Source organism: uncultured Anaerotruncus sp. (assembly GCF_902490045.1).
GTDB lineage: Bacteria > Bacillota > Clostridia > Oscillospirales > Ruminococcaceae > Anaerotruncus.
In genome coordinates, this window is the sequence record NZ_CABUCJ010000012.1 from 1 (window position 1) to 17,678 (window position 17,678).

The 17,678-nt window shown below is 60.1% G+C and carries 16 protein-coding genes; 3 read left to right on the plus strand and 13 right to left on the minus strand.

What is annotated here, in order from left to right; all coding sequences use genetic code 11:
• Positions 1-389: hypothetical protein (locus RDM88_RS02540; RefSeq protein ID WP_308752904.1), on the minus strand; the 389-nt coding region annotated here is incomplete at its 3' end.
• 35 nt (positions 390-424) lie between these two features.
• Positions 425-799: a hypothetical protein gene (locus RDM88_RS02545; RefSeq protein WP_308752906.1), complete on the minus strand. Its 375-nt coding sequence runs from the start codon at positions 797-799 to the stop codon at positions 425-427.
• Positions 800-2,070: 1,271 nt separating this feature from the next.
• Here RDM88_RS02545 and RDM88_RS02550 point away from each other — a divergent pair.
• Both RDM88_RS02550 and brnQ read left to right on the plus strand, forming a co-directional pair.
• Positions 2,071-2,523, plus strand: a complete 453-nt coding sequence (locus tag RDM88_RS02550; RefSeq protein ID WP_308752908.1) for a hypothetical protein — start codon at positions 2,071-2,073, stop codon at positions 2,521-2,523.
• Positions 2,524-2,644: 121 nt separating this feature from the next.
• Positions 2,645-3,973, plus strand: coding sequence for a branched-chain amino acid transport system II carrier protein (gene brnQ / locus RDM88_RS02555; RefSeq protein ID WP_308752911.1), 1,329 nt, complete (start codon positions 2,645-2,647; stop codon positions 3,971-3,973).
• 240 nt (positions 3,974-4,213) lie between these two features.
• On the opposite strand, the gene RDM88_RS02560 is transcribed toward brnQ, so the two are convergent.
• The 7 genes from RDM88_RS02560 to RDM88_RS02590 all read right to left on the minus strand — a co-directional run bounded on the left by RDM88_RS02560 (position 4,214) and on the right by RDM88_RS02590 (position 11,900).
• Complete coding sequence (locus RDM88_RS02560) at positions 4,214-4,696, minus strand: 3-isopropylmalate dehydratase (protein ID WP_308752913.1); 483 nt, start codon at positions 4,694-4,696, stop codon at positions 4,214-4,216.
• A complete protein-coding gene (locus RDM88_RS02565; protein ID WP_308752915.1) occupies positions 4,693-5,940 on the minus strand; it encodes an aconitase/3-isopropylmalate dehydratase large subunit family protein in 1,248 nt (415 codons plus the stop codon). Before RDM88_RS02565 ends, RDM88_RS02560 begins: the two co-directional genes overlap by 4 nt.
• Before the next feature lie 19 nt (positions 5,941-5,959).
• Positions 5,960-6,826, minus strand: a complete 867-nt coding sequence (locus RDM88_RS02570; RefSeq protein ID WP_308752917.1) for an isocitrate lyase/PEP mutase family protein — start codon at positions 6,824-6,826, stop codon at positions 5,960-5,962.
• 14 nt (positions 6,827-6,840) lie between these two features.
• Entirely contained in the window at positions 6,841-8,721 is a 1,881-nt protein-coding gene (locus RDM88_RS02575) for an FAD-dependent oxidoreductase (RefSeq protein ID WP_308752919.1), read from the minus strand.
• 36 nt (positions 8,722-8,757) lie between these two features.
• On the minus strand, positions 8,758-10,254 hold the full coding sequence (locus tag RDM88_RS02580) for a tripartite tricarboxylate transporter permease (RefSeq protein WP_308752921.1): 1,497 nt from the start codon (positions 10,252-10,254) through the stop codon (positions 8,758-8,760).
• Between the two features lie 23 nt (positions 10,255-10,277).
• The gene (locus tag RDM88_RS02585; protein ID WP_308752923.1) at positions 10,278-10,751 is read right to left on the minus strand and encodes a tripartite tricarboxylate transporter TctB family protein; all 474 of its coding nucleotides are present in this window, start codon (positions 10,749-10,751) and stop codon (positions 10,278-10,280) included.
• A 114-nt stretch (positions 10,752-10,865) separates the two neighbouring features.
• Positions 10,866-11,900 (minus strand): tripartite tricarboxylate transporter substrate binding protein, encoded by a 1,035-nt coding sequence (locus tag RDM88_RS02590; RefSeq protein WP_308752925.1) that lies wholly within the window; start codon positions 11,898-11,900, stop codon positions 10,866-10,868.
• 290 nt (positions 11,901-12,190) lie between these two features.
• Between RDM88_RS02590 and RDM88_RS02595 the strand changes: the two genes are divergently transcribed.
• Complete coding sequence (locus RDM88_RS02595) at positions 12,191-13,135, plus strand: LysR family transcriptional regulator (protein WP_308752927.1); 945 nt, start codon at positions 12,191-12,193, stop codon at positions 13,133-13,135.
• Between the two features lie 10 nt (positions 13,136-13,145).
• On the opposite strand, the gene RDM88_RS02600 is transcribed toward RDM88_RS02595, so the two are convergent.
• From RDM88_RS02600 to RDM88_RS02615, 4 genes are all read right to left on the minus strand, one after another.
• Positions 13,146-14,234 (minus strand): isocitrate/isopropylmalate family dehydrogenase, encoded by a 1,089-nt coding sequence (locus RDM88_RS02600; protein WP_308752929.1) that lies wholly within the window; start codon positions 14,232-14,234, stop codon positions 13,146-13,148.
• A 25-nt stretch (positions 14,235-14,259) separates the two neighbouring features.
• Positions 14,260-15,165, minus strand: coding sequence for an isocitrate lyase/PEP mutase family protein (locus tag RDM88_RS02605; RefSeq protein ID WP_308752931.1), 906 nt, complete (start codon positions 15,163-15,165; stop codon positions 14,260-14,262).
• A gap of 382 nt (positions 15,166-15,547) precedes the next feature.
• Positions 15,548-16,021, minus strand: coding sequence for a hypothetical protein (locus RDM88_RS02610; RefSeq protein WP_308752932.1), 474 nt, complete (start codon positions 16,019-16,021; stop codon positions 15,548-15,550).
• Positions 16,022-16,192: 171 nt separating this feature from the next.
• Positions 16,193-17,395, minus strand: coding sequence for a WG repeat-containing protein (locus RDM88_RS02615; protein WP_308752934.1), 1,203 nt, complete (start codon positions 17,393-17,395; stop codon positions 16,193-16,195).
• Positions 17,396-17,678 lie beyond the last annotated feature (283 nt).

Genomic DNA, 17,678 nt, shown 5'->3' on the forward strand with positions numbered 1-17,678 from the left:
TTCCCGCCGTCCTTCGCTTCAATATGCAGGTTCCGCGTGAACGGGAAGGTCGATACCGCCGTAATCTCCACCGCGAGGCCATCCTCCGTGAAGAGTTCCTCCTGCGTCACCGTCAGACTGTATTCGTCCGTGCTGCCCTTGTCGTCCCCGTCGCGGTGCCGCTCCTCCGACGGGCTTTCACCGCTCTCCGTGGGCTTTTCCGCTTCCGGTTTGCTCTCCTCCGCGGGCGCGGCTTCTCCCGACGAGGAAGCGCCGCCCCCCGGCTCTCCCCCGACGATATCCTCCGCGTATGTAAAGACCGGGATCGTACTCATCAGCATCAGCACCGCCAGCAGCAGCGCCGTATGCTTTTTCCAACCAGTTTTCTGTCCCCATCCCTGCGACTTCATTCCTGATTCCCTCCATGCCTCAACGATTCCATATTTTAAACAGACGTTTCATCTTTTGGTTCCAAATCCAGCGCGCTTTCCAAAAGATAGGAAAGCTCCAGCACACTCCGGAACTTTCGTTCCTCCTTCGCCTCCAGCCAGCGGACGCTCCCCTGCCAGCTGCTGTTCTGCCGCGCGCACACATGCACCGAGAAGGTCGCGCACCGCCCCCAGCCGTCCTGCATCACGCGCTCGTTCCAAGGCTGTTCCAGACGGGGAAGCAGGTCCTCTTTCATTCGGCAGTAGCGCCTGATTCCATCCCTTCCGAAGGATCTGAGCGCGGTGTCCCGCTGGGGAAATGCCAAATGGTCCAGCAGAGCGTCCAATTTCATGACCAGGTCGTAGAGCCCGATAAACGGAATCTTCTCCATAAAGCAGCCGTTATGCAATTCCCCCTGGACGATTCTCAGGGGAACGGCCTCCGCCAGACCTCCGCCGCCCGAACGGCGGCAAACCGCACACTCTGAAACAGCATTAACGCTAACGACCGTCACCGGGATGTTGCCGGAATACTGTCTGATTGCGGCTCTCATCCATTTTCCCCCGTTCGTTACCGCTTTTAATGATACAAAGTGTCACAAAAGGTACACCATATGAAATTGGCGAAATTCCCAGTAAAATTTTTTAATTTTTGAATATTACTAGGATATATAGGAAAATACTGTTAAAAGTATAGCACGAAAACGTGTTGATTACAATAGAAATCGTTCATAAAATCTTAAAATTTCTTGACTAATTTAGTCACAAAAAGTGTACTTTTTGACATCTTTCCCAACAGCTTTTCAAACGAACAAAATGCTTCAATTTTATTTGCATCATATTTTTTATTTTCCAGTTTGAATTTTAAGAATTTTGTGACCAAAAAGCCGCAGGAAAACCTTTCGGGTTTTTCTGCGGCTTTTTTAGAGAAATTCCTATGGAATTTTATCCCTGAAAAGGATTGTGCGGCAGCAGCCGGGAATGCGAACGGCCGATGACCGCAGTCTCACCTCCGGTCACGGCGCCGCCGTTAAACACCGGAAGCATGTGAAAAAAGAGCGCAAAGCCGAACCGGTGAAACAAAGAGGGCCAGCCGTGAAACCGGTTGCCACTCTTGGAGATTTTTCCTTTTTTTCTGCGTCATCCGGCCGCGGCGGTTTTAACCGCCGGGGACGAGAACGGCGCCCCCGGCCCCTGAATAAACTGAAGGGAGAACACTGGGATTTTTCCCTGAAAAGGATGAACGCATATGACAACCGAACGCTCAAACGAATGCTGCCGCCCCTGCTGCGGTTCCAGGGGGCCAACCGGCCCCGCCGGCCCTACGGGACCGACCGGAAATGCCGGCCCCACGGGGCCCCGTGGGATGACCGGACCCGCAGGGCCCGTCGGGCAGCCGGGCCTCCAAGGACCCACAGGTCCGATGGGGCCGATGGGGCTTCCGGGCGTGACCGGACCGACAGGCGCTGCGGGACCTGCCGGCGCACAGGGCCCCATCGGCGCGCAGGGCGTCACGGGGCCCACGGGCGCAACCGGGCCGACCGGCATCGGGCTTCCCGGGCCGGCCGGGCCCACCGGCGCCACAGGAGCCACAGGCCCGCAGGGACCCGCGGGCCCCATTGGGCAGCCCGGCCTCCAAGGCCCCACGGGACCCATGGGGCCGATGGGGCTCACAGGCGCGACCGGAGCAACCGGACCGACCGGCCCGGTTCCCAGCGGCAAGTTTGCCTCCTTCATCAATTTCGGCGCACAGTTTGCGGACGCCGCGTTGATTCCCATGAAAACGGAAATTGCGGACCCAACCGGCAGGATCGTGCTTACAGATTCGACCCGCGTCAGTCTGGAGCCGGGCGTGTACGCCATTTTCTACGAAGTGTCCGCCCTGCTTTCGGAATCCGGATTTATCCAGGTCACCCCCTTCTACAACGGCAGTCCTCATATTGAATACGGGATTTACTTTATGACCGGAGCGGGACGTTCCAGCGCATTTGGCTCCGTCTCATTCATGATAGAAGTTCCGGCCCGGACGGTCTTCAGCCTGACCTTCAACAGCCCGGTGAGGACCACGGAGGGAACGCTGACCATGACAATTTTCCAGTTGAGAAGCGCGTCATAACTTCCCCGGCGCCTCTCCAAAGGCCGCGCCCGCTATGGCGGGACGCGGCCTTTGGCATTGCCACCCGTCCCCCAGCATGATAGAATAGGAGCATAAAGACCTGTGGAACGGAGAGGATGTCATGCAGCTGCGGGGAAAGCGACTGCTCCTGGTGGGCTTTACCCTCTTTTCGATGTTCTTCGGGGCGGGGAATCTGATCTTTCCGCCCTTTCTCGGCGCGCAGGCCGGGACAAGCACCTGGCCCGCCATGGCCGGGTTCGCACTCAGCGCCATCGGCTTTCCCATTCTCGGGGTGATCGCCGTGGCGCGGTCGGGCGGGCTCTCCCGGCTGGCCGGGCGGGTGCATCCGCGCTTCGCCGCCGTCTATACGATGCTCATCTATCTTTCCATCGGACCCTGCCTCGCCATCCCCCGCACCGCCAGCACCTCCTTTGAAATGGCCGTCTCCCCCTTCCTGCAAACGGGTGGCCCGGTGAGGCTCCTGCAGCTCGGGTACTCCGCCCTCTTTTTCGGCGCGGCGCTCCTGCTGGCCCTCAAGCCGGAAAAGCTCACCGACCGGCTCGGCAAAATCCTCTGCCCCGCCCTGCTGCTGCTCATCCTCGTCATCTTTCTGGGCTGCGCCCTGCGGCCCCCGGGCGGGTACGGCGCGGTGACGGGCGCGTATGCGTCCAATCCCGCCGCGCAGGGGTTCCTCGTCGGCTACCAGACGATGGACACGATCGCAGCGCTCAACTTCGGCATCGTCATCGCCCTCAACATCCGCGCGGGCGGCGTCACGGACGACGGCGCCGTCGTGCGCGGCACCGTCCGCGCGGGCTGGCTCGCCGGCGCCGTCCTTCTGGCCGTCTACGCCATGCTCGCCCACATCGGCGCCCTTTCCGGGAGCGCGTTCCCCGGCAGCGAAAACGGCGCGGAGACCCTCACCCGGCTCGTCTCCGCCCTCTTCGGCCCCTTCGGGAGCGTCCTGCTCGCCGCCGTCTTCGTCATCGCCTGCCTCAACACCTGCATCGGCCTCATCAGCTGCTGCGGCGAATACTTCCACGAGCTGTTCCCGCGCGTCTCCTACCGCCGGTGGGCCCTCTTTTTCGCGCTCATCAGCATGGCGATCTCCAACCTCGGGCTCAACCAGATCCTCGCCGTCTCGGTCCCCGTGCTCGGCGCGATCTATCCGGTGGCGATCGTGCTCATCCTGCTCTCCTTTTTGCACCGCTGGATCGCCCCTCTGAGGAAAATCTATCCCGCCGCCATTCTCTTCACCGCGTCCGCCAGCGTGCTCTACGCGCTCGCGGACGCCCGCCTGTCCATCCCCATCCTCACCCCGGCGATGAAGCGCATTCCCCTCGCGGGGCTCGGGCTCGGCTGGGTGCTGCCCGCCGCCGCGGGCATCCTGCTCGGGGCGCTGATGTCGCTCACGCCGGGAAAAAAGAGCGGCCGGAGAGGGCCCGCATAACACGGGGCATCGCGCAGGCAAACCTCCACTCCCCGGAAAAGATCCAGGTCTGCCTGAATAAAACAGGCGTCTCGAGCCGGCATCTTTGAAGCCTCATCAACGAAGTGCTGGACATGTCCAAGATCGAAAGCCCGGTACGGCGGCCGCACGCATAAAAGGCCCCATGCGATGACACGTCATCGCATGGGGCCTTTCATTTTTTATTCGCCCGGGGGCTGCCCGCTTCCGGCGCCGCGCGTCTCACTCGAGCGTGTGGTGCTTCCTGTAATAATTCAGCAGGCCGCCCTCCGAGATGTAGCCGAGCACCTGCTCGGGGAAGGGTGCAAATTCCACGGGATCCAGATCGTTTATCCTGATGCAGTGGTTTTCCAGGTCGACCGTCACCCTGTCGCCGTCATGGATTTCCGCCTGACAGACGACGGGGAGGATTCCCATGTTGATGCCCCCGCGGTAAAACTGGCGGCTGAACGATTTGGCGATCACGCACCGGATGCCGGCGGCCTTCATCACGAGGATGATCTGCTCCCGCGACGACCCGCAGCCGAAATTTTCACCCGCCGCGAGGATATCGCCCGGCGCAAAGAGGTCCCCGAAATCGCTGCGGCAGGATTCAAACAGGTAGGGCACCGCCTCGGCTTCGCTCTTTCCTCCCGCGAGCCGGCTTCCCGCGATGATCTGATCGCCGCTGACGCCGTCGCCCAGCACGATCGCTTTTCCGGTCATGTCCGCACCTCCCCGTCCGATATGAAGCCGCACAGGGCGGAATACGCCGCGACCAGCGGGGAGGCGACGTAAATCTGCGCGCTCTTGCTTCCCATCCGGCCGCTCAGGTTCCTGTTCGTGGTGGATACGGCGACCTCGCCGTCCCCCAAAAGCCCGTTGTGGATCCCCGCGCAGGGCCCGCAGCTCGGCGGGAAAACCGCCGCGCCCGCGGCGGAAAGCGCTTCCAGCAGGCCGTCCGCGGCCAGCGCCCGCTCCACCTCCCGGGAGGCGGGGAACACCAGCAGCCGGACACCGTCGTGGACCTTCCTGCCCCGCAGGATTTCCGCCGCCAGCGCGATATCCTCATAGCGCCCGTTTGTGCAGGAGCCGATCACGACCTGGTCCACCTTCACATGGTTGAGCTCCCCGGCGGCGGCCGCGTGGTCGATGTGCGGAGGGACAGCCGCCAGCGGGCGCAGCTTTGAAAGGTCGATCTCGATTCTCCTGCTGTACTGCGCGCCGGCGTCCGGCTCCACGCCGGAGGCCTCCGACACGCCGTGCGCCTCGAGCCAGCGCCGGGTGATTTCATCGCAGGGCATGATCGCGCCCTTGGCGCCCGACTCGATCATCATGTTGCAGATGGTGGCGCGGCTGTCGAAGCTGAGCTCCGACACGGCCTCCCCGCCGAATTCCACGCACTGGTAGGCGGCGCCGGCTTCCCCGAGGATGCGGATCAGTTCGAGCGCGACGTCCTTGCCGAGCACCTTTTCCGGGCGCCTTCCCACAAAGTCCACCCGGATCGTCTGCGGGATTTTGAACCAGCACTGGTCGCTCGCGAAGACCACGGCCGCTTCGGCTGCGCCCACCCCCGTGCTGAACAGGTTCAGCACCCCGTAGGTGCAGGAGTGGGAGTCCGTGCCCACGGCGATATTTCCCGGGCGCAGCTTGCCCGATTCCAGCATCGCCTGGTGGCAGACGCCCCTGCAGGCGTCCACCAGCTGGATTCCATGCTCCCTTGCAAAGCCGCGCAGCAAAATATGGTTGTTCCCCGCGCTCGCATTGGGACAGGGGGCGAAATGGTCCAGCGCAACCAGGTGGTGCGACGGTGATTTTACGTTTGCGGCGATCTGGCCGAAATTTTTCACCGCGGAAGGCCCGTTGACGTCGTGGATCATGCAGGCGTCCACCTCCACCACCACGATATCGCCGGCCTTTACGTCTTTTCCGGTTTTGGCCGCGAATATTTTTTCTACTACAGTTGCCATCTCATCTTCTCCCGCGCCGTCATTTGGAATAGTGGTATTCCTTTTCGGTATACGCCTTTACTCTGGTCACATCCTGGAACTCCTCGAGGGTCGCCAGCCTTGCCAGGTCGGCCTGCGTATTGCCGTTTTTGTGCAGGCCGCGCATCACTTCGAGGGACTGCCTTAAAGCCAGGGAGCGCAGCGTGGCGGGATACAGGACCAGTTTGACGCGCATCTGGCGGAAGAGCTCCGGCGTGCACCGGTTGAGCTCGCTGGTGTCGTTGATATTGATGACGAGCGGCCCATGCACCGCGCGGGCGACCGTTTCAATCTCCTCCACCGTGGAGCAGCCCACGACAAACGCCGCGTCCGCGCCGCTGTCCAGATATCTGTTTGCCCGGGAGACCGCCTCGTCGACGCCGTAGCTCACGAGGGCGTCGGTGCGGGCGATGATGCAGAAGTCCCGCGTCTCCCTCGCGTCGATTCCCGCCTTGAGCTTTCTGACGAACTCGTCCGCGGGCACGACCTCATGCAGCCCGCCGTAATAGGCGCATTTTTTCGGAGAGACCTGATCCTCCAGATGGATGCCCGCCACGCCGCCCCGTTCAAACTCCCGGACGGCGCGCATGAAATTGAGCGGCTGCCCGTAGCCCGTGTCCGCGTCGGCGATCACCGGGATCTGCACCGCGTTTGCAATGCGGGAGGAGGTCTGCGCGACCTCCGTCATCGTGAGCAGGCCCAGATCTGGCAGGCCGAATACCGACGCCGAAACCGCGTTCCCCGAGATCAGCGCCGACCGGAAGCCGGCCGCCTCGACGGCGAGCGCCCCGAGGCAGTCAAAGACGCCTGGGACAAAATAGGTCTGATCATCCTGAAGCATCCCTTTTAGAACCGACCGTTTGTTCACACCCTCACCTCCAATTAAACCCGGGCGGCCGCGCGGGCGCCCTGCTGGATGGCGTCGAGCGCGACGCCCGGCTGGTCCGCGTCGCCGATCACATAGATCCGCGCGCCGGGAAGGACCCGCCTCGCCTGCTCGGACAGCTCGTTTACGGATTTCCTGCCCGCGGCCACCACCACGCCGTCGACGTTTTGAATGGTGAAGCCGTAGTCCTGCGCGTCCACGCGCACGTCGGGCAGGGCGATCTCCCGCACGCGCGTCAGCAGGTGCGCCGCGACCCCGTGCTCGGAAAGGCTCTTCAGGAGGAAATGCCTGCGGCTCTGGTTGAGGTCGGCCGCCAGCTTGTCGGTCATCTCCACGATCTCCACACGGCTTCCGTTCTGCGCCAGATAATCCGCCGCCTCACAGCCCACCAGGCCGCCGCCCAGCACCACGAAATGTTCGCCCCGCAGCGTCCTGCGCCCCGCGAGAAGCTCGTCGCCCGTCACGACGCGGTCCCCGTCCACGCCCGGAATCGGCGGGACCGCGGCTGCGCTGCCCGTCGCGACAATGAGCACGTCCGGTTTCTCCCGCTCGAGCAGTTCGGGCGTGACCCTGGTCCGGTAACGGATTTCGATGCCGGCCTGTTTGAGCGCGTCGACGCGGAAATTCGTGATCTCCTGCATGCTCTTTTTATGCGGCGGCAGCTTCGCCAGGTTGATCAGGCCGCCGGCCCGGTCCTCCTGTTCGCAGACCACCGGGCGAAATCCCCGCAGGCTGAGGTCGTACGCGGCTTCCAGCCCGGCCGGCCCCGCGCCGGCGATCAGGATCTTCTGCTTCTTTTCCTCCTCCGTCGCCGGGACGAAGTTCAGCACGGCTTCAAACCCGAGGCGCGCGTTCTGCATGCAGCGAATTTTTTTATAGCGCGCCGCGTCGCGGCAGCCCTGGTTGCATCCGATGCAGTGCCGGACCGGTCCGGAGGCCCTTCCCTCGTATTTGGCGACGATGTCCGGATCGGCGAGCTGCGCGCGCGCCATGGACACCAGGTCGGCCTTTCCGCTCCTGATCACCTCGTCGGCCTGCTCCATGTCGACGATACGGTTGACCGCGATGACCGGGATGGAGACGGCCTCCTTGACCTTCGCGGCGTTGTCCACATTGAACATCGCCTCGATGTCCATCGGCGCGGAGATGGCATATTCCGATTCCGGCATCCCGCAGGAGACGTGGATCGCGTCCGCGCCCGCCTGTTCGAGCAGCCTGGCGATCTCAGCCGTCTCGTCGATCCTCCTGCCCCCGTCGACCATCTCGTCCCCACTGATGCGAAATATGAGCGGATAGTCCGCGCCGGTTTTCCGCTTGATGCCCTCGACGATTTTCACGCCGAACTGCGCGCGTTTTTCCACCGAACCGCCGAACGCGTCCGTACGCCTGTTGTAAAAGGGCGACAGGAACTGCGCCACCTCGTGCGCGTGCGCGCCGTGGATTTCGACGCCGTCCACGCCTGCGCGCCTGGCGCGCAGGGCGCACTCCGCATAGCTGTCGACCAGCCGCCGGATATCGTCGGTGGTGAATTCGTTGATGTCCTCGACGCTGACCCCGCGGCCCGCCTGGAACTTTGCCGGGTGCAGCTGGCAGAACAGCTTCGCGCCGTTTTCATGCGCCACGTCCGCCAGGGCCTTCCATCCCGGGATGTAACCGTTGTGGGAGAGCGCCGGCCGGCCCGGGCCAACCTTCCCGTGGGGGCTGCCCGGGATGACGAGCAGCCCCGCGCCGCCGCGGGCGCGCTCGCGCACATATTCAAGCATCGCGTCGTTTATGTAGCCTTCCGCGTCGCAGAAGAACACGCACATGGATGGGAAGACAATCCGGTTTTTCAGCTCCACCTTCCCAATGGAGATCGGCTCCAATACGTAAGCCATCGTTCACTCCTGTTTCATCAATCATATTTTTTAATTTCAAGCCGCCTTGGCTTCCCGCTTCTTCTTTTTCAGACCGAAAATGACGGACGCCGCGGTGAGCAGCAGCAGCGCCAGCGTAATCGGGTGGGTGACAAAGGTCATGAGCGAGCCCTTGCTCAGAAGCACCGCGCGGCGCAGGTTGTCCTCCACCAGCTGGGAAAGGACAAAGCCCAGCACCACCGCGATGGGGTTATACCCCGCCAGCTTCAGCAGGTAGCCGGCGAAAGAGCAGACCAGCAGGATCCCGACTGCAAAGACGCCCTCGTTGAGCGCCAGGGAGCCCACCACCAGCAGGCAGAGGATGATCGTGTCCAGATAGTGCGGGGGAATCGCGGTCACCTTGACCCACGGCTTGAGGAAGAGCCGCCCGACGATCAGCAGGCAGGGGCAGGCCAGCAGGATTCCCAGGAACACCGCGCCGAGCGCCTCCGGGTTGTTCTGCGCCAGCAGTGGGCCGGGGCGCATGCCGTGCATAACCATGGCGCCCAGCATGATGGCCGCCGAGGTGGAGCCGGGGATGCCGAACGAGAGCAGCGGGACGACCGCCGCGGGAACGCAGGCATTGTTGGCGACCTCCGGGGCGACGATCCCGTCCGGGACGCCGGTGCCGAATTTGTCGCCGTCCTTGGAGATCCGGCGGGCCTCGTTGTAGGCGATAAACGAGGAGATGGTCGGGCCCGCGCCGGGCATCACGCCGACCACAATGCCCGTGAACATGCTGAGTATCGCGACTTTGATGCAGGCAAAAAACTCCCTGATTGTTGTAAAGGTATAGTCGAGCTTGCCCAGCATGGCCGAGACGAGCTTCTTTTCCTGCATCTGCCGGATCACCTGGCCGAACAGCTCGGAGGCCGCCACCAGGCCCACCACGGCGGGGACGTCGCTGACGCCGTCGCCGAGCTGGATCATCCCCATCGTAAAACGGGTCATGCCGGTAAAATTGTCAGAGCCGATGGTCCCGAGCATGATCCCGAGAATGACGGAAATAAAGCCCTTTACCATATTGCCCTTGGACATGCTGACCACCGCCGACAGGCCGAACAGCGCAAGCGCGAAAAACGCGGAGGGGTCCAGCAGCAGCGAGATCTTTACGAGCAGGCCCAGCATGAAGACGCCGATCACGCCGCCGAAGAAGCTGCCGAAGGATCCGCCTATGAGGGAATAGCCGAGCGCCTTGCCGCTCTTGCCGCTCAGGTGCATCTGGTGCCCGTCCAGGGCGGTGGGCGCGTTGGCGGGCGTGCCGGGGACGGACAGCAGGATCGCCGGGATGCTGCCGCCGTATTCCGCGCCGACATAGACCGCCGCCAGCAGCATAAACGCGGTGACCGGGTCCAGCGCGATGGTGAACGGCAGCACCAGCGACATTGCCAGCGAAGCCGTCACGCCGGGGAGCGCGCCGCCAAAAATTCCCCATGTGACCCCCGCGAACACCCAAAGCACACCGGGAATGGAGAACGCGGAAAATATTTCTTTCCAAAGTTCTAACGTAGTCATCCAGTTCCACTCTCCTTTCCGGCTTAAATCAGGAACCCGCTGGGCAGGTCAGCTCTGAAGAGCACCTTGAACAGCAGGTAGCACACGAGGGCCATGGCGGCCGACGGGAGCAGGATTGACAGAGGCTTTTTCCACGTCGCGCCCAGAAGCGAAAAGCAGGCCGCTGAGAACAGGAAGGTCGAAACCGCATAGCCCAAAATCCGCATGAGCACAACGTAGAGCACGAGCGCGCCCATCATCACCAGCAGGCACCCGAGGTCCCTCCGCGTAAATTTCGTCGCGCTGTTGGCGTCCTCGGACCGGTCCAGCACCGCCTTGACCAGCACATATGCGCTGAGCGCGACTAGGATGACCGCCATAAACTGCGGAAACCCTCCCGGTCCCAGCGGCTCCACCGTCAGCGCCTCCGGGAACTGGGTGGACGCATAAAAATAGACGACGCCGAGGGTAATCAGCAGGATGCTCGAGATTATATCCACATATTTTTTCTTCTTCATAAAACACCCTTCTTGTAACCCGCCTGCGGGAGCAGGCAGCCGCCTGAAGAGATCCCCGGGCCGCGCCGGATTCCGCAGGCGGCCCGGGCATGCTCTTCGGCAGGCTGAAGCGGTTTATTCGCCGGTTCCAAACCTTGCAATCATATCGGTGACCACCTTGTCCTGCTCGACGCAGAACGCGTAAAACTCCTCATGTCCCATCCAGCCGTCCAGGCTTCCGGAATCGGCCAGCCATTTTTGGAAGGACTCCGTCTGGGAGCTCTCGGCAAAGATCTTCTCCCAGTATGCGATTGCCTCGTCGGAGGTGCCCTTGCGCACGAACAGGCCGCGCCACTGCGGGAAGACAAAGTCCACGCCGGATTCCGTCAGGGTGGGGATATCAGGGTCGCTTTCCTCGCGCTCCTCGGAGGCGAACGCCAGGACCTTCAGCTCGCCGGCCTTGACCTGGTCGATGCCCTCGCTGTACTGGATGAACGCCGCGTCCACGTTGCCGCCGAGAAGGCCGGTGATGGCCTCGCCGCCGTCGCTGTAGGGGATGTAGGAGGCGGAGCAGCCCAGCGCCTCGGCCATCGTCATCGCGCACATCCAGGCCGGGCCGCCGCTGGCTTCGCCGGCGATGGTCGCGTTGCCGGCCTTGTAGGCCTCCTTGAAGTCGTCGATGCTCTGATAGGGTCCCTTCGCCTGCACCACCAGGAGCTGCGGCTCCAGCTGCAAACGGCAGAGGGGCACCAGGTCTTCAATGATATTCATTCCGTTGTTGGCGTTGTAATACCAGAGGAAGTTGGTGGGCGTGCCGACGATCAGCGTGTTGCCGTCGGTCTTCCCCTCCTTGACGTAGGCCCATACGTTCGAGCCTGCGGACCCCTTTTTGTTCTGCATGAACATATTTTCCGGCACCAGGCTCTGGGACGCCTCGATCACGGCGCGCCCGATCAAATCGCCGCCCGCGCCGACGCCGGAGTGTGTGACGATCTCGACGTCCTTGGTGGGGACCCATCCCGCGGCTTCGGCGCTTCCGGCGTTCTCCGCCGCGGGCGCGTCGGCACCGGAGGCCGCGGGCGCGCTCGCCGCGGGAGCTCCGTTCGCGCCGCAGGCCGCCAGAGCGAATACCAACGCCAGACAAAGCGCCATACATAATACCTTTTTCATTTTTGACACTCCTTCTTCCACTTCATTGTTCCTATTCCAACCGATTTTTTCACAATCCTGTTTCAATCCCCCTGAAAGCGCGGGGTGTGCGGCCTCACGCGCTTTCCGCCGGGTCCGTCTTCCGTCACCTCTTTTCAGGCGTTTCCCGCTGCCATATCAATTTTTTATTCATCCTTATCCGCCCTGCTTGAAAAAATGTGCATTTTCATATAAACTTAAATTTATAGTCACGCTTTCCAATCCCGCGTTTTGATAACAAACAGGAATGAATGATGGGAGCAGGTGCCGGCATGCTGTTGAAAGAACTGCAATATATCCTCGCGATCGAAAAATACGGGAACATCACAAGAGCGGCGGAGCACCTGTATATCTCGCAGCCCGCGCTCAGCAAGTATATCAAGAATCTGGAGGAAACCCTGAACGTGAAAATTCTGGAACCCTCCGGCCGAAACATCCTGCTGACCGACGCCGGAAAGCACTACGTGCGGGCCGCGCGCGATATGATCGCCATCTACGAGGATATGACGCGGGACCTTTTAAGCTCCGACGATACCATCCGGGGAATGCTGCGGGTCGGCACCACCTTCATGCGGAGCCCGCTGCTTTTCCCGGAGGTGCTGGCGCGCTTCCAAAAGAAATATCCCAACGTGGAGGTCACGCTGTTTGAGGAAAATTCGGACCATCTGGAAAGCCAGCTTGCCGGCGGCCTGATCGACCTTGTGATCGCAAAGGGACCGGTGAACAGCATCTACAAGTTTACCGTACAGCCTCTCTTCGAGGAGGAGTTCCTGCTCGCGCTGCCAAAGACGCACCCCTCTGTGGAGGACGCCCTGCCGCAGGAGAACGGCGGGAGGGCGTGGCTGGATTTGGACGAGCTTTCCGGGGAACGGTTTATCCTGCTCAATCCCGGCCACCATACGCGTTTTATGTCCGACCAGCTGTTCGCACAGCACAAATTCTCCCCGTCGAGAACGCTGCTTACCGCCAATATCGAAACCGCCATCCGCATGGCCGCCAAAGGCCTGGGGGCCACCTTTGTCCCGGAGTTTTTTGCGACGAGCGACACCGTCCGGCAGATGGATCTGCGGTTTTTCTCCGTCGGGTCCAAGTATCCCATCCGCACCTACACGGCGTTCAATATGATGCGCCGGCACGACGCACATCTGACCCGCTATGCAAAGGACTTCATCCAGATCATGCAGGACTACTGCGGCGAGCTTTTCCCGAAGGAGTGACGCGAAACCGTCACTCCTTTTCTTTTTCAAGCAGGCGGCAGATCGCCTGTCCCATCTGGGCGGTCGACGCAGAGCCGCCGAGGTCGGGCGTCACCGACGCCTTGTCGGGGAGCACCGCCTCCATGGCCCGCTCGATGTCCGCGGCGGCGCTGACCGCCTCGTCGTCCTGGCTGCGGCCGCCCAGCCAGTTGAGCATCATCTGGGCGGATTTGATCATCGCGAACGGGTTGGCGACGCCCCTGCCCGCGATATCCGGCGCCGAGCCGTGCGTGGCCTGCGCCATGCAGTAGTTTGGCCCCGCGCACAGCCCGGCCGCCATGCCGAGCCCGCCGACAAGCCCCGCCGCCTCGTCGGAGAGGATGTCCCCGAACAGGTTGGTCGTGACAACGACGTCGTAGTCCTGGGGCCGCATGAGCATCTTCATCGCGAAGGTATCCACCACAGCCGTCTCAAATGCAACATCCGGGTATTCCTTCGCGACGTCGCGGCAGGCCTCAATGAAAAGCCCGCATCCGAGCTTGAAAACGGTGTTCTTGTGGATGGCCGTCACCTTTTTGATCCCGCCCCGGCGGCGGGCCAGCTCAAAGCCCTCGCGCGCCACCAGCGTGCTGTTCCGCCTCGTAATCACCCTGAGGGAAAGCGCCATGTCGGGGGTGGGCATGCAGTCGCTGGTGCCCCGGAACATATTCCGGTCGGGCTGGAAGCCCTCGTTGTTTTCCCTGACGATGACCATGTCGACGTTCTGATTGATGCAGGGAACCGCCGCGTAGGATTTTGCCGGCCGGATGTTGGAGACCAGATCATACTCCCGGCGTAAAATCGGATGCGGGTTGAAGCATCCGGGCTGATCCTTGGGATACGCCATATGCCCGATCGGGCCGAGAATCCACCCGTCCAGCGTGTACAGCTTCTCCCGCACCTCGGGCAGGAGGGTTGTGCCGTGCTCGAGGAACGATGTGTAGCCGATCGGCAGGGGCACCCAATCGATCTTCAGTCCGGGATAACGCTCCGCCGCTTTTTTCAGTACGTCCACCGCAACCGGCACGATTTCAAGGCCGATGTCGTCCCCGTTCATCACGCCGATCTGATAGTTTGCCATAACCGGTCCTTCCTTTCCCCGCGCTTCACTGTCCGCGCGCGTCCAATTCTTTGCATCGATCCATGACGTCCGCTTCAAATTTCATGTAGGCCTCCAGGCCCGTGTAAGCCGCGCGTTCCTCCTGTGTGCAGAAGATATCCCCCAGGTGGTCCGTTCGGCCCCTGGCCTTCAGTTCGTTCAGCACCAGCCGCATCGTGCGAATACAGGCGCGGGTCAGCGACTGGGGAAAGAAGGCGAACCGAATGCCCATCCGTTCAAAATCCGCCGCGCTGTAACCGCCCGTGGCGCTGCCCTCCGTGATGCAGACGGCCGTGGGAAAATCCAATTGGCCGATCCGAACCAAGTCGTCTTCCGTCCTCGGGGTGCTGATAAACACGCCGTCCGCCCCCCATTCACGGTAGAGCTTCGCGCGGCGGAGCGCCTCATCCATTCCCTGTGTGTCGTCAGCGGCCGCGTCGGTCCGGGCCAGCAGGAAAAAGTGGGGATCCGTCCTGGCCCTCAGCACGGATTCGATCCTGACCCGCATCTCGCTGACGTCCGCCACGCGCAGCCCGTCGTAGTAGGCGCAGCGCTTGGGGAAGGTCTGGTCCTCGATCATTACGCCCGCGATCCCCATCTGCTCGTATTCCCGGACCGCGCGGAAAATCGTAACCGGTCCGCCAAATCCCGTATCGATATCCACGATCATGGGGATGGAGGAGACGCACAGCATGTTCAAAAGGGTATTGCGGTATTCCCCGTAGGAGAGAACCCCCACGTCCGAGGTGCCGATCACCTCGCAGGACATCGACGACCCGCTGACAAGCACCGCTTCAAAGCCGCTCTGCTCCGCCATGCGGATGGAGAGCGGGTCATACACCGCGGGACAGCACAGCGTCCCGCCCGACTCCAATAGCTGTCTGAGCTTCCATGCCCGGTCAATCCTCGCCATGAATTCCGCTCCTTACTGACTTCTTTTTTCATCATGCGCCCTGCCGTGGGCCCTCTGCCGCACCAAAACACCCTTGGTAAAACGCATGTCGCATTTTATACAGTTTCTTTTTTTCACACACATTCTTTTTGTTTATGTTCATTATATAGTCTATTTTTGATAATTAAAAATACTAATTTTTTATGTATTTGATAACTTTGAGTTATCTTATTTACTTTCCGCAGCCCCTCAAACCGATGCGTACACATAAAAAAGGAGGGCCCGCGGTCAATTAGACCGCGGGTCCCCTTTTAGCAGTTTTACCTCATTCGCCAACTGGAAATCCTGACATTTTTAAATCGTGTTCTATGTACCTGAATCTTTGCATAAGCAAACAACAGTGTCATTTCTCTTCTACTGCGTAGTCCTCGATCTTCGTAAAGATGATTTCCGGGATGCCTGTGCGCTCTTCCCACAAACCTATGACGTTGTATCGGAGCTCTTCATCGTCGAATTTATACGATCCGTGGAAATAAGCCTCATCGTAGACTGCGGGATATTCGGCAGCATCAAAAATATCAAATTCTTTTGCATGATTAGAGAAAAGGATAAAAATATCCGTTTCTACTCCGTCAATCACATAGGTCCCAGTATAAACCATGCGCTCATATTCTATCGGTTTCGTAGAATCAATAGCCTCTATCGGCGGTTGTATAATTTTAATTTCTACCGGTTCCGTAATGTTGAGCGTCAAACCAAGCGTTTCATTTTGCCATACACCATATGGAAGCGTCCCTTGCATACTGACAGTACAGGCGGACAGAAGGTTGGCCATTATCAACGTGACCACCAGCAGGGCGTCAATTCGTTTTTTCATTTTCTTCCCCTCTTTCTGATCACCATGAATGAAATCACTGTTCCAGAGTATTCCAATAAGGTGTGGACGCTCCGACGGTAGTCATAAGCTCGCACGGTCTTCCACATGGTTTTTATTCCATTTGGCAGGAGCGCCTGCGGCCAATTGTGCCGCAGGCGCTCCTGAATAAGTTTATGACCGCTTCGCCCGATTCCGGATTTTCTGTCCGTCTTGGTCGATATAGCACTTGTAACTGCCATCCTGATCACCGACGACTGCCAGGCCATCCTGAAAGTTTAAAACGTAGTCATACTGTGGAGAAATCATGACCTTTCCGGTCTGGTCGATAAATCCCCATTTGCCGTCCTGTTTCACGGCCGCCAATCCTTCCGAAAACGGCCGCGCAAGTTCAAACTGCAGAGGGATTACCAGTTCGCCCGAGGTATTGATATAGCCCCATTTACCATCCTGATAGATTGACGCCAAGCCTTCAGAAAAGTCGTATAACCCCAACGTGTCTGCATCACGTAAAAACAATTCCAAAGGTTCCGGTATGGACAGATACTGCCCTCCTTCGACCCCATTATAAGGATCGTATTTGCAGGCGATCAACTGATTTCCCTGCCCGTCGATATATCCCCATTTGCCTCCCATCATGACGGCAAGCCGTCCGTCCCGGTAGGACCCGGCCTCCTCAAAACGGTAATCCGTCACAAGCTGAAAGTCCCGATTAATAACTGCATATTGTTTATCGCTCGCGAAAAATCGGATATCTCCATCCTTCCATCTGCCGACGACGGCCAACCCATTTGAAAAACTCCTTGTTTCGTTAAACCATTTCTCTGTTGCCAATTCCCCTTCGGTGTTTAGGTAAGAGGCCCTAATCATCCTTTCGCTGCCTGGAACCGGTGCGGCATATGGCAGAAGATTTGAGCAGGCAGCATAACCCTCGCTGAAAGTAAAGATTGACCTCTTGAAAACCCGGTCAGTGACCAATCTGCCTCTCTTATCGATCAGCAGTTGGCCGGACCATCTTGTATCAGTGTCAACAATTGCGATTCCTTCGTGGAACGAGTCGAACCAGCCTGGTTTACTCGCGTGAAAACGGTTGTCGGAAATTACGGTCCTCCCCTGGTTGTCAATGTAATCAACATACTCGAAAGTATTTCCGTCCATCCGTACTACCCCGGCCAGCCCTTCTCGGAATTGTTTTGCAATCCGATATTGCGGGCCAATCACAATGTACCCCTGCCGGTCCATATAGCCGTATAAGTCATCCCGCTCATATAGGTATAGGGGGCCGGGGGCCGGCTTTTGGACGGCTGCGATGAAGAGAACAGAGATTAAGAAAATTGCTGCAAGACTTAGTATTTTTTTAATGACAATTACCCCCATCCGTACCGCGCCGCGCCGTCCTGCTCCCGGGCAATCAGGTTCGTTCCGCGCAGGTATCTCGCGACGACGTTCCCAGCAGCGCCGATCTCCGCCGCGATATTCTGACCGTCCCACAGGTGGATGGTGTCCGTCGCGTCCGCGCCGCTCCCATAAGTCTTGCCGTACCGCAGCCCGTCCGGCCGGTAGGTATAGGCCGTCCGCTCGCCATCCGCGTAGAGGGTACTATTTGGTTAAACCCATTATACCCTCTTTTCCCCCGCGAGACAACGGATCAAAGGACTAC

Excerpts from the sequence above, each read along its gene's own strand:
- RDM88_RS02610 (WP_308752932.1), bottom strand. The coding sequence starts at position 16,021 with ATGAAAAAACGAATTGACGCCCTGCTGGTGGTCACGTTGATAATGGCC.
- RDM88_RS02600 (WP_308752929.1), bottom strand. The coding sequence starts at position 14,234 with ATGGCAAACTATCAGATCGGCGTGATGAACGGGGACGACATCGGCCTT.
- RDM88_RS02590 (WP_308752925.1), bottom strand. The coding sequence starts at position 11,900 with ATGAAAAAGGTATTATGTATGGCGCTTTGTCTGGCGTTGGTATTCGCT.
- RDM88_RS02560 (WP_308752913.1), bottom strand. The coding sequence starts at position 4,696 with ATGACCGGAAAAGCGATCGTGCTGGGCGACGGCGTCAGCGGCGATCAG.
- brnQ (WP_308752911.1), top strand. The coding sequence starts at position 2,645 with ATGCAGCTGCGGGGAAAGCGACTGCTCCTGGTGGGCTTTACCCTCTTT.
- RDM88_RS02615 (WP_308752934.1), bottom strand. The coding sequence starts at position 17,395 with ATGGGGGTAATTGTCATTAAAAAAATACTAAGTCTTGCAGCAATTTTC.
- RDM88_RS02575 (WP_308752919.1), bottom strand. The coding sequence starts at position 8,721 with ATGGCTTACGTATTGGAGCCGATCTCCATTGGGAAGGTGGAGCTGAAA.
- RDM88_RS02595 (WP_308752927.1), top strand. The coding sequence starts at position 12,191 with ATGCTGTTGAAAGAACTGCAATATATCCTCGCGATCGAAAAATACGGG.
- RDM88_RS02545 (WP_308752906.1), bottom strand. The coding sequence starts at position 799 with ATGGAGAAGATTCCGTTTATCGGGCTCTACGACCTGGTCATGAAATTG.
- RDM88_RS02565 (WP_308752915.1), bottom strand. The coding sequence starts at position 5,940 with ATGGCAACTGTAGTAGAAAAAATATTCGCGGCCAAAACCGGAAAAGAC.
- RDM88_RS02580 (WP_308752921.1), bottom strand. The coding sequence starts at position 10,254 with ATGACTACGTTAGAACTTTGGAAAGAAATATTTTCCGCGTTCTCCATT.
- RDM88_RS02550 (WP_308752908.1), top strand. The coding sequence starts at position 2,071 with ATGGGGCTCACAGGCGCGACCGGAGCAACCGGACCGACCGGCCCGGTT.
- RDM88_RS02585 (WP_308752923.1), bottom strand. The coding sequence starts at position 10,751 with ATGAAGAAGAAAAAATATGTGGATATAATCTCGAGCATCCTGCTGATT.
- RDM88_RS02605 (WP_308752931.1), bottom strand. The coding sequence starts at position 15,165 with ATGGCGAGGATTGACCGGGCATGGAAGCTCAGACAGCTATTGGAGTCG.